This window comes from Legionella stuttgartensis (assembly GCF_977063405.2).
The window spans coordinates 481,678-496,857 of record NZ_CDRUHA020000060.1 but is presented as its reverse complement, the minus strand read 5'-3'; the positions used below and the strand labels follow the sequence as shown (position 1 = coordinate 496,857).

The window sequence follows — 15,180 nt, the reverse complement described above, 5'->3', positions numbered from 1 at the left end:
TAAAATTCATCGTTTCCTACCAATCAAGAATTACTTTGCCTGATTGACCTGATGCCATAATTTGAAATGCATGCTGGAAATCATTCACTGGGAAACGATGCGTTATAACCGGTGAAATATCCAATCCACTTTGTAACATAGCAATCATTTTATACCAAGTTTCAAACATTTCACGTCCGTAAATACCTTTAATTACTAATCCTTTAAAAATAACTTGATTCCAATCAATAGCTGTTTCCTGAGGAGGAATACCTAACATGGCGACATGTCCACCATGGTTCATTGCTTTCATCATATCATTAAGTGCCATAGGGTTACCTGACATTTCCAAACCTACGTCAAACCCCTCTAGCATTCCCAACTCTGCAGTGACATCAGACAGCTTTTCATATTTAACATTTACTGCACGAGTTACACCCATTTTGCGGGCTAAATCCAAACGGTAATCATTCACATCTGTAATCACTACATGACGAGCACCTATATGTCTTACTATAGCGGCAGCCATAACCCCAATGGGACCAGCACCAGTAATCAATACATCTTCTCCAACTACATCAAAAGCTAAGGCACAATGAGTTGCATTACCAAAAGGATCCAGGATTGAAGCCTGTTCGTCAGTAATATTATCGGGAAGGACAATCACATTAGTGGCAGGGATAGCGAGATATTCCGCAAAACATCCAGGACGATTGACACCAACGCCTAAAGTATTACGGCAAAGATGACGTTTACCTGCACGGCAATTTCGGCAGAAACCGCAGGTTATGTGCCCTTCGCCAGAAACTCGTTGTCCGACATGCAGTCCTTGTACTTCCTGCCCTACTGCCACAATTTCACCAGAAAACTCATGGCCTACAGTCATTGGTACGGGGATAGTCGCTTGAGCCCATTCATCCCAGGAATAAATATGGATATCAGTACCACAAATCGCTGTTTTTTTAATCTTTATTAATACATCGTTGACGCCATATTCTGGCATAGCAACATCTTCCATCCATATTCCAGGTTCCTTTTTCGCCTTGACTAATGATTTCATAAAAGTACCTCAAAATAAGCTTTTCTATAAAATTAGAGAAAAGCGCTTTACTTAAATTACAGAAAATTCCTTACCAACGGTTTCAAAAGCTTCGATTGCCTTGTCCAAATGATGCAACTCATGTGCTGCTGACATTTGGGTACGAATTCGAGCCAACCCTTTAGGTACTACAGGATAAGAAAAACCAACCACATAGATACCTAAGTCCAACAGACGATTTGCCATACGTCCTGCCAAGCTCGCATCACCCAACATAACGGGGATAATTGGATGCTCTCCGGGGATTAACTTAAATCCTAATTTAGTCATGCCTTCACGGAAATAACGGCTGTTTCGTTTTAATTTCTCAGCCCAGTGATTATTGGCCATCAAATTATCTAAAACAACACAAGAAGTATGGGCAATAACAGGAGCCAAAGTATTTGAGAATAAATAAGGTCTAGATCGTTGGCGTAACCACTCAACTACAGTTTTATTTGATGAAGTATAACCGCCAGAAGCACCGCCTAAGGCTTTACCCAAAGTACCAGTAACAATATCAATCCGATCACTCACACCGAAATGCTCAGGGGTTCCACGCCCTGTTTCCCCCATAAAACCCACTGCATGTGAATCATCAACCATAACCATGGCATCATACTTATCTGCTAATTCACAAATTGCTGGAAGATTTGCTAAAATCCCATCCATAGAAAAAACACCATCTGTAGCAATCAAGCGAAATCGTGCACCTTTGGCGGCAATCAATTGTTCTTCTAATGCCTTCATGTCGTTATTCGCATATCGATACCGTGCAGCCTTACACAAACGGACCCCATCAATGATACTGGCGTGATTTAATGCATCACTAATAATCGCATCTTCTTCACCTAATAAGGTTTCAAAAAGACCGGTATTCGCATCAAAACATGAAGAATATAATATGGTATCTTCTTTACTTAAAAACTGACTGATTTTCTGTTCAAGCTGTTTGTGAGGGGTTTGGGTACCACAAATAAAACGCACAGAAGCCATACCATAGCCGTACTGAGCCAGTGCTTTTTGTCCTTCAGTAATAAGTTGAGGATCATTGGCCAAACCTAAATAATTATTAGCACAAAGATTGATTACTTCTTTATGATTCACAGTGACAGCAGCTTGTTGCTGGCTGGAAATAACACGCTCTCCCTTATATAAGCCTTCGCTCTTAAGTGTCGCTATTTCAGTTTGCAAATAATCAGTAAATTGCTCAAGCACTGCATTCTCCCATACGTTAGATTATCTTTTATTCCCAGTCATTCATCTCTTGAATGATGTATCGGTCATTATAAATCGGTTAAAAAAACCATTAAAAATTGCAGATCATAACAAACTTTAGACAGAGTAACCACGAAATTTGGGATTCAAACATTATTTCTTAGCACATGCGCTATTTTTTTGCTAAGATTATGCCACAGTTTTGAAAGTGTATTGACAATTCACTGCTGCCATCTCGTTTCACAGCATATTTGCGGAATTTTAAAATCATTAAAAGTAGATCACCGCGAATAAATCGCGAAACGTTATATGGCAAATGAATAGTCAATCTTAACCTAAAACAATCAACCCGGTAGAGCAAATGAGTTATCAAAGCGCACGCATTAACATGGTCAAACAACAACTTCGAACTGGCGATGTTTTAAACGAATCCATACTTAATTTGTATGATATAGTACTCAGACACGAATTCGTTCCCGAACAATTTATCCATTTTGCTTATTCAGATATGCAAATCCCTCTGAATCATGATCAACGCATGCTTACGCCTTTAGAAGAAGGACAAATCCTCCAGGCTCTAGAGTTGCAAGGCCATGAAACAGTTTTGGAAGTAGGAACTGGCAGTGGATTTTTCACCGCTTTGCTCAGTAAGCTATGTAAAAAAGTAATCAGCATAGACTATTATGCCGATTTCACGACCAATGCGGCACGTCTATTAAAGAAACACCACTGCAATAATGTAGAATTGATTACTGGTGATGCCAGCCAAGGTTGGTTAGAAAGTGCCCCTTACGATGTTGTTGTATTCACTGGCGCCAAAGAACAAATAAATGAGACTCAAAAATTACAGATACTTCCAGGCGGGAAATTATTTGTTATTGAAGGAACATCCCCTGTAATGCAAGGTCGATTGTATGAATTAGATCATAGTGAACATTGGCATGAAGCACTGCTTTTTGAAACAAATATTCCTTTGTTGATCGATAAATCTATGCAGAAAGAATTTGTATTTTAGGATTTAGTTTAAATGAAAAAATTGTTGATTTGCTATCTCATGACTTTGTGTCTGTTGTCGCCAACATTTGCTGCAACAGATTTAATGGATATCTATCATCAAGCTCTTGAAAATGATCCTATATTCAAAAATGCCTATGAAACCTATATGGCTAACAAAGAAGCTCTTCCTCAAGCTTGGTCTGCATTGCTTCCCCAAGGGGGGCTTACGGCACAAACATCGCGAAACTTTCTACATGTAAATGATGGCTTTTTTAGTGTCCAAGACGACTATTACAAATCCCGGACGTGGCAAGTTTCCGCATCTCAGGCTGTTTTCAATTATCAGGCCTGGGCAAAAGTAAAACAAGCAAGGGCCTCCGTTAGAGCGGCTCAAGCCACGTTTAACAATGCAGCTCAAGATTTGATTCTTAGAACAGCCAAGGCTTATTTTGATATATTGTTTGCCCAAGATACCTTAAATTTCGCTGAGGCAAAAAAACGTGCAAACATGCGCCAATATGAGCAAGCCAAACAGCGCTTTGAGGTAGGTCTTGATCCAATTACCTCTGTTTATGAAGCAAAAGCAGCTTATGATCAGTCAATTGCTACAGTTATTGCCTCACGGAACAACCAAATCAACCAAAAAGAAAATTTAAGAAAATTAACCAATCATGTTTACGAACTCATAGCACCCTTGCGCGATGGAAAAATTCCTCTCATTAAGCCAGAACCAAATGATGTAGATGAATGGATCGATACGGGTCTTAAACAGAACTATAAATTGTTGTCTGCCAAATGCAGTCTTGAAGTAGCACGTCAAAATATGAAAGCGCTATCTGCAGGAAACTGGCCTACTGTTGCGATCCAAGGCAGCTCCACAGAAACAACAAATGAAGTCAACACCTCAAGCCCTTTCTTGCCGGCAAATCAAAAGCAATCCAGTGTAGGTTTGGCGCTGAACTTTCCTGCCTTCCAGGGTGGACTAGTACTTTCCCAAACGCGGCAAGCAAAGCATAATTTTCGGGCTACCAGCGAACAAGTCGAGCAAACTTATCGAGATGTAGTGGTAAACAGCCGGATTGCTTTTAACACCATTACCGATGGAATTAGTAAAGTAAAGGCAGACAGGCAAACTGTTATTTCCCAACAAAATTCATTGGAAAGTACTGAGGCTCAATTTGAAGTAGGTACTCGCACCATGGTAGATGTGGTCAATGCCCAACAGCGTCTTTTCGAAGCACAAAACCAACTTGCTAATGACCAATACAGTTTAATTAATGCCGTTTTAACTCTAAAATATTTTGCCGGAACATTAAATGTAAATGATCTTGAGCTGATTAATTCATGGTTAGAAACAACTCGTATTAACGGATTAGTTTCTGCTGGAAGCACGACCACTACCACTAAATAACAATTTTTATTCAGGTTTTTAATAATGTCCAATCCCTCTCAAGTTGAAAAAAAACTACTCCATTACACAGGTAAAGCAATTGCAGATTTTAATATGATCCAGCGTGGCGATCGGGTGATGGTCTGTTTATCTGGCGGAAAAGATTCTTTTACGCTTTTAACGATTTTGGATCAATTACGCCGGCGTTCTGGTAATAAATTTGAACTCTTTTCTTTTACTCTGGATCAGGCCCAGCCGGGGTGGAATGATGCAGCATTAAGGCAATGGCTTGCTGATCGCTCCATTCCACATGAAATCCTAACTCGAGATACGTACAGTATCGTTAAAGAAAAAATTCCTGAAGGTAAAACGTATTGTTCATTATGCTCTCGCTTACGTCGTGGGATTATCTATCGTTATGCCGAAGAGCATGGCTTCAATAAAATTGCTCTTGGTCATCATCGAGATGATCTGGTTCGTACTTTAATGATGTCCATACTCTATAATGGTGATATCCGCTCAATGCCTCCCAAATTACTGAGTGATAATAAAAAGCATATAGTCATTCGCCCATTATGTTATGTTCAAGAAAAAGACATTATCAACTTTGCCCAGGAGCAATCTTACCCTATCATTCCATGTACACTTTGTGGTTCTCAGGAAAATTTAATGCGCAAAAAGATAACCCATTTAATTAATCAACTTGCAGAAGAAAATCCCAAAGTTCCGAGTAATATCCTGCATGCGCTACAAAGCATCAAGCCAAGCCAGCTTATGGATCAAAATATGTGGAATTTTAGAAATCTTGAGAATGAATTAATCACCAATCAAAAAACAAATACCGACGAACTCTTTAGCGCAGAAGAATTCGATCCAGTTGAAGTCTAAATTAATCCAAAACCTGGGTGAGGATACAGCCCCTCTCCCAGGTTATTAGCAAAACTTTCTTTCTTTGCTTCATGCTTCACTCCCTCTCCCGCTATTCTCGTTAGTTCCGTATCCAAATCACATTAATAGACATACACAATGTTCTAATACAGATCAATAAGATGGTATCAAACACAAATTCTTAACTAAAACGTAACATTTTAATAACATTTTTGTTACAATGATGTTTTAATAGATAGCACTTTAGTCTAAAATTAGAATAATTTTGCTTAACCCTTTCTTTATTTTGCTAATAGAGGATCTAACCCCATGTTTACAAATACAACGGTTGACTCACGTATATTTCGAATTTATATGAAGCGTTACTTCAAATTTGATTTTGTAGCAGCCATAGTCGTATTTCTCGTCGCCATTCCATTATGTCTAGGTATTGCCTTAGCTTCAGGTGCACCTCTTTTCTCTGGGATTTTGAGTGGAGTTATTGGCGGAATTGTTGTTGGTTGCTTAAGTGGCTCCCACGTTAGTGTCAGCGGACCTGCAGCGGGAATGGCCGCGGTGGTGGTTGCTGCCATTGCTCAACTTGGGGATTTCAATACCTTTTTAGTTGCCCTGTTTCTTGCCGGTATACTTCAAGTGGTTATAGGGAGCTTACGCGCTGGATTTGTCGCTGACTATGTCCCATCTAATGTGGTGCAAGGCTTACTTTGCGCTATCGGTATTCTATTAATAATCAAACAACTACCCCTTGCATTTACTCTTTCTGCAGATTTCAATGAACTCAAAATGCATTTGTTAGAAACTGCGGAAGAGATTACCTTAAGTCCTATTCTTGCCTTGTATCAACATATCAATACTGGGGCAATGCTGATTACGATTCTTTCGCTCAGTACGTTAATTTATTTTGATATGACCAAAAATAAAATATTAAAAGAAATACCTGCGCCAATACTCGTAGTTATTTTGGGAGTGTTACTTAATGAGTTGTTTCAATGGACCGACTCAAGCATGATCCAAAATTCACCACAATTAGTTAACATTCCTCAAACAGATAATTTTCGTGAGCTATTTAATAAATTGGAATACCCCCATTGGGCTGCTTTAACAAATCCCAAAGTCTATCTTTATGCTTTTATTATTGGCATTGTGGCTTCGCTTGAAACCTTATTGAACCTTAAGGCAGGAGAAAAACTGGATAAAAAACGTCGTCATGCTTCCTCAAACCGAGAATTAGTTGCTCAAGGAGTTGGAAACATGACCGCAGGTTTAATTGGTGGAATTCCCGTTACTTCTGTAATCGTGAGAACATCCATTAATATTCAAGCGGGTTCGAAAAGCAAAATATCAGCCATTTTGCATGGTGTTTTTATTTTCTTTGCGGTGATGTTAATCCCAGGAACTTTAAATAAAATCCCCTTATCTTCTTTAGCAGCCATTTTGATCTATACAGGGTATAAGCTAAATAAGCCTTCGATTTACCGCTCTATTTATGCTCAAGGAAGTGACCGATTTATTCCATTTATTGCTACAGTGATCAGCATCATTGTATTTAACCTCTTGACGGGTATTTTAATCGGATTATCCGTAAGTTTATTCTATATATTAAAATCAAATAGTCAGGCACGGATTAATATTCTTAAAGAAATTCATCCGACCGGAGAAATTAACCGTTTAATGCTTCCGCAACAAATGACGTTCCTTAATAAAGCCGCTTTGGTCGCGGAGCTTGACTCCATACCTAGAGAATCACAATTAATTATTGATGCCCGTTATTCTCAGTACATTGATAAGGAAATTACGGAGCTTTTAAAAGAATTTAAAGAAGAGCAAGCTCCCAATAAAAAAATTGCATTGAATCTGATTGGTTTCAAAGAAAATTATAAGATTCATAATTATATTGATTTTATAAATGTAACCACTTATGACGTACAATCGCACCTATCTCCAGCACAGGTATTAAATATTTTATATGAAGGAAACCAACGCTTCCTCAATGACACCCCGATCCACCGTTCAAACCAATTGGACATTAAACTCACTGCGAAAGGGCAACATCCTATAGCCATTGTTCTTGGTTGTATTGATTCTCGAGTTCCTGTAGAAACCATTTTTGATATGAGCTTTGGTGATGTTTTTTGTGTACGCGTTGCTGGAAACGTCGTAAACAATGATGTTCTGGCCAGCATTGAATATGCGTGTCATGTGGTTGGTGTTAAACTGATTATTGTTCTTGGCCATACTCGTTGTGGAGCCATTCAATCTGCGTGTGACGGAGTTGAAAAAGGCCATATCACCGAGTTACTCAATAAAATAAAGCCAGCGATCAATGCTGAAAACGAAACCGAAACAAATCGTCACAGTAAAAATAAAACCTTCGTAGATAATGTTACCGAGTTAAACATAGCTCACACCATGCAAGAAATTTATGATCGCAGCTCTATCTTGCATGACATGATCGAACAAAATGATATAGCCATAGTTGGTGCGATTTATAATGTTCAAACAGGTAAAGTTCATTATAAAAATTATGAGTATGAACTAAGCCAACTTGGTGGAAAAAATTACGAACACTTGGCTTCTAAATTAAATACATTATTAGAAGAATCTAAGATCCACGTATAACTTTATCTTTAGCGAAGTAGACCCCAGGACACTTTGATTTAATAACCTTGGGGACTACCTCGTTGGCCCCAATATCACACATCCATTCCTCTGTTTTTGAATAGAAACTTCTGTATAATGCTTTGCAATTCAGAACAATACTATTTTCAGGAGCAGAAATGCGTGCGTCTCAATGGTTTTTAGCCACTCTCAAAGAAACTCCAAACGATGCAGAGATTGTTTCTCATCAATTAATGCTGAGGACTGGAATGATTCGTAAGCTAGGTTCAGGTCTTTATACCTGGATGCCTTTGGGTTTAAAAGTATTACGCAAAATAGAACAGATAGTCCGAGAAGAGATGAATCGAATCAACTCCATGGAGCTGCTCATGCCCGCAGTACAACCTGCGGAGCTGTGGCAAGAAACTGGACGTTGGGATACCTTTGGCGGGCAGCTTCTTACTATGAAAGATTCTAATGGTAGAGAGTATTGTTATGGCCCTACTCATGAAGAAGTTATCACGGATATTATGCGTAATGAATTGCAATCCTATAAGCAATTACCTGCAAGTTTTTATCAGATCCAGACAAAGTTCCGCGACGAAATCAGACCCCGTTTTGGTGTGATGCGTGCACGAGAATTTATTATGAAAGATGCATATTCATTCCATTTAAATTTAGAAAGTCTTCAAATGACCTATAAAGATATGTATCAGGCTTATTGTCGCATCTTTGATCGCATGGGGCTTAAATATCGTGCAGTCGAAGCAGATACAGGTGCTATCGGAGGTTCTGCATCTCATGAGTTTCAAGTGCTGGCTGACTCTGGTGAAGATTTAATTTTCTATAGTGATAAAGGGGATTATGCCGCAAATATTGAGCAAGCAACCAGTTTAAAACCAGAAAAAGCAACTCCTACCACTCAAAAAATGATCCTGGTTGATACTCCAAACCAAAAAACTATAGCTGAAGTATCAAAATTCTTCGGTGTAGCAAGCAATCAAACCATCAAGACCTTGATTGTAAAAGGAAAAGAACATCCTATGGTTGCTTTAGTTTTAAAAGGTGATGATGAACTCAATGAAGTCAAAGCAATAAAAAATCCCTTGGTACATTCTCCCTTACAATTTATAGATGAAGAATCGGTCTTAAAGAACTTGAAGACACCTATTGGTTCACTTGGACCAGTCAATTTACCGATTCCTGTAATCGTAGATCATCATGCGTTAGCGATGGATTCTTTTATTTGTGGTGCCAATCAAGCAGACAAACATTATCAACATGCTGCTTGGGATAAAGATGTGAGCGACTACCAAGTTTATGACTTACGTAATGTAAAAGAAGGCGATATCAGTCCAGATGGGAAAGGAGTATTACGCTCTTGTCGTGGCATTGAGGTTGGCCATGTCTTTCAGCTGGGCGACAAATATGCTAAAGCCATGAATGCAGCGGTCATTAATGAACAAGGTCAATTAGAGACTATGTTAATGGGATGTTATGGCTTAGGTATCACTCGCGTAGTTGCAGCCGCAATCGAACAACATCATGATGAAAAAGGGATTCTGTGGCCTCAAAATATTGCACCATTCCAAGTGGTCATTATTCCATTAAACGGACATCGCTCCCAAGTAGTCCAAGAACAAGCAGATGCGTTATATGAACGTTTAAAAGAGTTAGGCATCGATGTATTAATTGACGATCGCAATGAAAGAGCTGGTGTCTTGTTTGCAGATCACGATCTGATCGGGATTCCTCATCGCATCATAGTAAGTGAACGAAATATGGAACAAAACTGTGTTGAATATAAAAATCGAGCGAATGGAGAGACGCAACAATTAAGCTTGGATATAGCAATTGAGACAATCTCTCAACTGGCTTCAAAAAAATAGTTCAAACCTGTAGCCTGGGTTCAAACCCAGGTTCCCCTACGTTTCATCCCGACGACACCTTCAGAGAATAGTATCTTCATCTCCAGGATTGCCTTCAGTATTCAAATAAGCCAATACCTCATTGCTTTTTAATGCCTTTATTCCGATTGCAGTGATTTGATTAAACCCCACATCTAAAGTATACAGCGTTGCAGTTTCAGCTAAGGCTAATGCCCCTTCATCTCCAATATAATTATGACTTAAACTTAAATTTTGCAGTGGTGTCGCTTTTGCTAAGCTTTTTGCCCCTTCATCCCCGATAAGATTATTATCCGCATATAAGTTATTCAGCGAACTCATTGTTGCTAAAGCTGCAATACCCTCATCACTAATTAAATTATTGTCGATATTAAGTAAAGTAAGATGACTCAACGCAGATAAAGACTGAGCCCCTTCGCTACCTATGCTACAACCAGCAATTGAAAGCCATTCAAGTGTACTGGCCTGAGCTAGAAATACTGCTCCCTCATTTTGTAAAGGATTGTTATTAAGAATGAGATAAAGTAAGTTGGGTTTTCTTGCTATAATCTCGACCCCCAATTTATCAATATTATTGTTTTCCAAATCAATAAAGTTGAGGGATTGATTTCTATCAAGAGAGGCTATACCTTCATTCCCCAAGTGGTTATTGCCTAGATATAAGCTTTTCAATGTTTGATTCTCAAACAATGCTTTCGCACCTTCAGCACCAATTTGACTTCTTTTTAGAGAAAGATGAATGAGTGATTTATTTTTTGCTAATGATTTGGCGCCCGAAGAGCCTATAGGATTACCATCAAGTGAGAGAAAAATCAAAGTAGTATTATTTGCTAGTGCTTCAGCCCCATAGGAACCAATATGATTATCGCCCAAGAGCAGGTAAATCAAGGAGGTATTATTTGCTAATGCCTCAGCACCTAGTGAACCAATACGGTTCCCTGATAGGAAAAGATATCGAATATGAGTATTAGTAGAGAGTAATTCTGCCCCTTGGTAACCAATCTGATTGTCCGAGATGCTTAAACGTGTGATTTCTGGATGCTCATTGAGATAGGCTAAAATTTGAGGAATATCACGATCATGTAGATGACACTGATCCAGAAATAAACCACCATCGCTAACACGTAGTTCTATATTTTCAACACATTCATTAGATTGGAAATCAGAATTTTTTATTTTATCTTTCGCAAATAGTGGTGAAATCATTACACTCAATACAAGCGCAAGACTTAAAGCTACTTTTCTCATTATGAAACCTAATCCTTTTGTTAAATCTGCTATCCTAAGAGGAACATGGAGTTGTATCACGAAGATAAATAAAAACCAATAACTCAACTTATGAGATTCCTTAAATGCGAGACACAACACCTCCTGGTGCAGCGATTCCATACGAGTGAGATTCTTCACTGGTGACCCGAAAATTATCAAAATCTCGGATAAAATTTGCTATATGATATGCTAACGAAAAATTAGCATGTTCTCCAAAGATATCATGATAAACCTCTTCAGGAGTTTCATCTAATTCAGCGCCACATGCTTTTAGCAGAACATCCGCGTATTTTTTATTTATCTCCCCCCATTTATCCAATATGGCATTGGCCTGAGCAAGCTTATCTTCATTTGTAAAAATACTTAATTTATTGAAATGATATAAATTACCCATTAGATAAAGGACAAAAACCCGTGTTTCCATATATTGCATAGGGATGGCATTCAATACCGAAGGAATAAGAAGTTTAAGCGCTAGAAATTTACTATCGTCTAAATTTCGAATTACGAACAATAAATTCCAGCTGTTGTACAAATGAATCCATTCTTTAGATACATAAAATTGACTGACTCGTTTAGGGAGTCGATTAACGATTAAGTCCGGTAATACGCTATATGTTTCATCCTCTGTAATTGAACTATTTGCAGGCAAAACTAAATCTCTAAAAGAATAACTATGAGATGGTCGAAGGCATTCTAACAGACGAATAAGCGTAGCTCCTGCAAGAGCATTATCAGCCGGTTTTCCATCCTCCTTACTTTTTTCTTCCCAAGTTGCCTCTAAGACATTCAAGCTCACGTTTTTAACTGAATCATCATGCATTTCGCCTAATGGAGGGGGACAAATGTTGGCATTCCACAGTGCTAATCCATGTTGATTAATAAATTCTTTTGATTTTTTAACAATTTCTTCCTGGCTAAGTTCCTCATTTCCCAATGCACGAATAAATGCACCCTCAGTAATCACCGGGTCAACAGAAACTAATTTTAAGCTTTTAAAAATAGAAAAATTATTTTTATTCGAACTAAAAAAGAAATTATTGATAGGATTTCCGGGATAAAAAGTATTCCTTTGTTTTTTAGTAAAACTATATATATCTTCATTAAATGTGAAGCTGTTTACCATAGTCACTGCAAATGCTTCAAATAAACATAATAAATTCAGCTGAATTTGCAGCTGTTCTGACATTTCTTTTAACTCTTGGTCTGTAATTAACTTTTCACGCTCTATAAAAGCAAGTAATTCGCATATGGGTGGATTGTTTAGCAAACCTTCTGTCACAGACTCAATAAGTTGTTTCAAATCAATAGATTCTTCAGTGAGTTTATCCAAGAATTTTTTGAACCCTTGATCACGAATTTTAAGTGAATTTAACCTAAAATCTTTTAGGACTTTTTGGATAATGGATGGATCTGATTGTTTCTTTAAATTTTTAATAACACGCTCTAAAAACTGTTTTGCTAAGAGTTTTGACATAAAAAAATCTATATATTTTTAAAGGAGATAGTATATGTTTATTAATTTAATTGAGGCAAATTTTATATCCCATCCCCCAAGCATTTTACCACCATATCTCATCGTGGAGTTTACAATGAAGGATCTCCTGATTTTTTGTTCAAACACCTTTTGGAGATCCCTCACTACCTTTTCAATTCGCCTTAAGTTTTAATTGACTTATTACACTACCTACGTGCCTCGGCTTATCCGAGGGATCCAGGGATTGAGGCACTAATCTCGCTTTTCCTGGATGCTGCGAACAAGTCTCAGCACATAGGCTCAATGGCTTTCGGAGAACTCAAAGCGAATTGAAAGCACTATATTCTGGATAACGTAAATGTACGAGGGGACGTGAGTTGTTCAGGATTAAGTAAATACTCGATAGTGGAAGTATTCAAAATACGCATCCAAGAGAGCATTTACTTTGCTGTTACTCTCGCAGTATAAAAGTTTAACTTTTATCTTATGAGATAATTAAACTTTAGGGTTCTTCATTGTTGGGAGGGACCACGATAGCAAACGGTTCGCTTGAACTGCCATCTATAGCTTTATTTAATAGCGTAACCCTTACTAAGACCTTCATGGTTTTACTGTCCTCAGAACATGTTGTTTCATTGGGCTCTCGCTTACAGTTTGCCACCTGGTGTACTGTATCTATAGGGCTGTTATCGCTATCAATCACTTTTTGATGTTCCAAATCGATAAGAACTATCTCCAGATGACTAAGCTTCCATTCTTGTCCTTCTGTAGTATATCCAACGCGTCGTTCATGAACCAGGGTAACTTTTTCGCCTCGTTTTAAAGTAGTTTGATACTCCCAGGTCGGCTGTTCTACGGTTAACTCACTTTCCACAATATTATTTCTTTGTTGAAATGCTTTTTCCATATTGAGATAGCCCCAACCATAAGTTCGACTCCAGGCAGAGCCCATGATTTCGGTATGTCCCGAATCCATTGTACCCGCATCAGTCCACGTATCCGCACTATTAATGAGTAAGGCTTTGATGGCCATAGGATTCTGAATCCCTGCATCTTGCAATAACAATGCAGCCGCCCCTACATGAGGGGCGGCTGAGCTCGTTCCCCCCATGAGGCGGTATCCATCTTTGTAGTTCATCGCATTGGAATAGACAAAACCATAAATTTTAGGATCAGGGGCGCACGTCATCGTATCATGGCCTGGGGCAGTTAAATCAGGTTTACGTCGACCAAAAGGTGTAGGGCCTCGACTACTGGTATTCTTTATATGATGTTTGGTTCTATCTACGGTTTTCACCATAGTTTCATTTTCAGCGACAAGCGTGTTCATATTGGCAATGGTAAGCGCATTATAATTATCGCCGGGGACTGTTAATGTGGAGGCAAAAGTAAATTTATGCGCAGGTTCTATATATCCAGCATTTCCTGCTGATTTTACCCAAAGGATTTTTTGTGTATTTACTACATAATCGATGACTTTTGCTAGCCCGCTCCATTCAGGACAAGCAGGACAATTTAAATCGAGCCGACCATTCCCCATGCTGTAATTAATAATAGTGGGTTTCAGTTCAGAACGATTCAACATCCAATCCAAAGTTTCCATCGAACGCATAATACTTGCAGGATCAGCGGTTTCCTCTCCTGCTAATCCAGAAACGATGGCTGAAGCCCCATAAGCAATACCTTTATATTTCTCATGATTACTGGCATAAATACAGGCTACGCCGGTTGCATGGGGTTCTTTTACACCATTAATCGAATTAGAATATCCAGAACCTACATCTTGACGCACCACTAATCGCTTACCGGATAAAGCAGGGTGTAAAGGATCTACTCCTGTATCGATTATGCCAATGACTCCTTTTTGACCCGTATAACCATGATCCCACCAATTACTTACATTAGGGTAAAAGGAAGATGGAGTTAGCTTTAAAACTTGCGCTGTAACATCCAACTCAGGCATAGCCGCTGGATGTGAAGAGATTTGTGCCGCTGTATTTAAATTAGCGATACGATAAAGCAGGTTACGATCTCTAGGAATTTGTATTCCTACTGCAGGCATAAATCCTAAATCTTTTATGTTTACATTAGGAATTTTTTTTATTTCTTCAATAAATGATTCTTTTTCTGAGAAATTATGTAAAAAAACCAGAAGTGATAAAGGAGCATGTGAAGAACTTCTGGAATGTTTAAAAGTTTGGAGGACGTCAGCATCAATAATTGCCTTTGCCGAAAGAATAGGACTTACAGTGAGTAAAATTATCGCAAGATAAGATCTTTTGAGTATCCGCCACATACACTATCCTCATTTTTGAGTTTCAACATATTGAACAAAGTTTACCCTCTCGATTGGCAAATCATTGTTATCATCTCAGTAATG

10 protein-coding genes are annotated in these 15,180 nt (G+C 38.4%); 5 read left to right on the top strand and 5 right to left on the bottom strand.

Translation table 11 applies throughout. The annotated features are described in order from the left end of the window. Positions 1–16 precede the first annotated feature (16 nt). Both tdh and ACWTEW_RS21505 read right to left on the bottom strand, forming a co-directional pair. Positions 17–1,039 (bottom strand): L-threonine 3-dehydrogenase, encoded by a 1,023-nt coding sequence (tdh, locus tag ACWTEW_RS21510; protein ID WP_454780556.1) that lies wholly within the window; start codon positions 1,037–1,039, stop codon positions 17–19. A gap of 51 nt (positions 1,040–1,090) precedes the next feature. Then, positions 1,091–2,275: a glycine C-acetyltransferase gene (locus ACWTEW_RS21505; RefSeq protein ID WP_454780555.1), complete on the bottom strand. Its 1,185-nt coding sequence runs from the start codon at positions 2,273–2,275 to the stop codon at positions 1,091–1,093. A 361-nt stretch (positions 2,276–2,636) separates the two neighbouring features. Here ACWTEW_RS21505 and ACWTEW_RS21500 point away from each other — a divergent pair, with 361 nt between their 5' ends. The 5 genes from ACWTEW_RS21500 (at position 2,637) to ACWTEW_RS21480 (ending at position 10,036) form a co-directional block, all read left to right on the top strand. Then, positions 2,637–3,290, top strand: a complete 654-nt coding sequence (locus ACWTEW_RS21500; RefSeq protein ID WP_454780554.1) for a protein-L-isoaspartate O-methyltransferase family protein — start codon at positions 2,637–2,639, stop codon at positions 3,288–3,290. Positions 3,291–3,302: 12 nt separating this feature from the next. Next, on the top strand, positions 3,303–4,682 hold the full coding sequence (locus ACWTEW_RS21495) for a TolC family outer membrane protein (protein WP_454780553.1): 1,380 nt from the start codon (positions 3,303–3,305) through the stop codon (positions 4,680–4,682). A 24-nt stretch (positions 4,683–4,706) separates the two neighbouring features. Further along, positions 4,707–5,549 carry a tRNA 2-thiocytidine(32) synthetase TtcA gene (ttcA, locus tag ACWTEW_RS21490; protein WP_454780552.1) on the top strand — a complete coding sequence of 281 codons (843 nt, stop codon included), beginning with the start codon at positions 4,707–4,709 and terminating at the stop codon, positions 5,547–5,549. 309 nt (positions 5,550–5,858) lie between these two features. Beyond that, a complete protein-coding gene (locus tag ACWTEW_RS21485) occupies positions 5,859–8,168 on the top strand; it encodes a bifunctional SulP family inorganic anion transporter/carbonic anhydrase (RefSeq protein ID WP_454780551.1) in 2,310 nt (769 codons plus the stop codon). Between the two features lie 158 nt (positions 8,169–8,326). Beyond that, positions 8,327–10,036 carry a proline--tRNA ligase gene (locus ACWTEW_RS21480; RefSeq protein ID WP_454780550.1) on the top strand — a complete coding sequence of 570 codons (1,710 nt, stop codon included), beginning with the start codon at positions 8,327–8,329 and terminating at the stop codon, positions 10,034–10,036. Positions 10,037–10,096: 60 nt separating this feature from the next. Here the strand turns inward: ACWTEW_RS21480 and ACWTEW_RS21475 are convergent, their stop codons facing one another. The 3 genes from ACWTEW_RS21475 to ACWTEW_RS21465 all read right to left on the bottom strand — a co-directional run bounded on the left by ACWTEW_RS21475 (position 10,097) and on the right by ACWTEW_RS21465 (position 15,096). Then, complete coding sequence (locus ACWTEW_RS21475) at positions 10,097–11,302, bottom strand: leucine-rich repeat domain-containing protein (protein WP_454780549.1); 1,206 nt, start codon at positions 11,300–11,302, stop codon at positions 10,097–10,099. 100 nt (positions 11,303–11,402) lie between these two features. Next, positions 11,403–12,800, bottom strand: coding sequence for a hypothetical protein (locus tag ACWTEW_RS21470; protein ID WP_454780548.1), 1,398 nt, complete (start codon positions 12,798–12,800; stop codon positions 11,403–11,405). Positions 12,801–13,302: 502 nt separating this feature from the next. Continuing rightward, positions 13,303–15,096 (bottom strand): S8 family serine peptidase, encoded by a 1,794-nt coding sequence (locus ACWTEW_RS21465; protein ID WP_454780547.1) that lies wholly within the window; start codon positions 15,094–15,096, stop codon positions 13,303–13,305. Positions 15,097–15,180 lie beyond the last annotated feature (84 nt).

What these genes read in the sequence shown, in the direction of transcription:
- tdh (WP_454780556.1), bottom strand. Translation starts at nt 1,039, where the DNA reads ATGAAATCATTAGTCAAGGCGAAAAAGGAACCTGGAATATGGATGGAA.
- ACWTEW_RS21475 (WP_454780549.1), bottom strand. Translation starts at nt 11,302, where the DNA reads ATGAGAAAAGTAGCTTTAAGTCTTGCGCTTGTATTGAGTGTAATGATT.
- ACWTEW_RS21465 (WP_454780547.1), bottom strand. Translation starts at nt 15,096, where the DNA reads ATGTGGCGGATACTCAAAAGATCTTATCTTGCGATAATTTTACTCACT.
- ACWTEW_RS21485 (WP_454780551.1), top strand. Translation starts at nt 5,859, where the DNA reads ATGTTTACAAATACAACGGTTGACTCACGTATATTTCGAATTTATATG.
- ACWTEW_RS21495 (WP_454780553.1), top strand. Translation starts at nt 3,303, where the DNA reads ATGAAAAAATTGTTGATTTGCTATCTCATGACTTTGTGTCTGTTGTCG.
- ACWTEW_RS21470 (WP_454780548.1), bottom strand. Translation starts at nt 12,800, where the DNA reads ATGTCAAAACTCTTAGCAAAACAGTTTTTAGAGCGTGTTATTAAAAAT.
- ttcA (WP_454780552.1), top strand. Translation starts at nt 4,707, where the DNA reads ATGTCCAATCCCTCTCAAGTTGAAAAAAAACTACTCCATTACACAGGT.
- ACWTEW_RS21500 (WP_454780554.1), top strand. Translation starts at nt 2,637, where the DNA reads ATGAGTTATCAAAGCGCACGCATTAACATGGTCAAACAACAACTTCGA.
- ACWTEW_RS21480 (WP_454780550.1), top strand. Translation starts at nt 8,327, where the DNA reads ATGCGTGCGTCTCAATGGTTTTTAGCCACTCTCAAAGAAACTCCAAAC.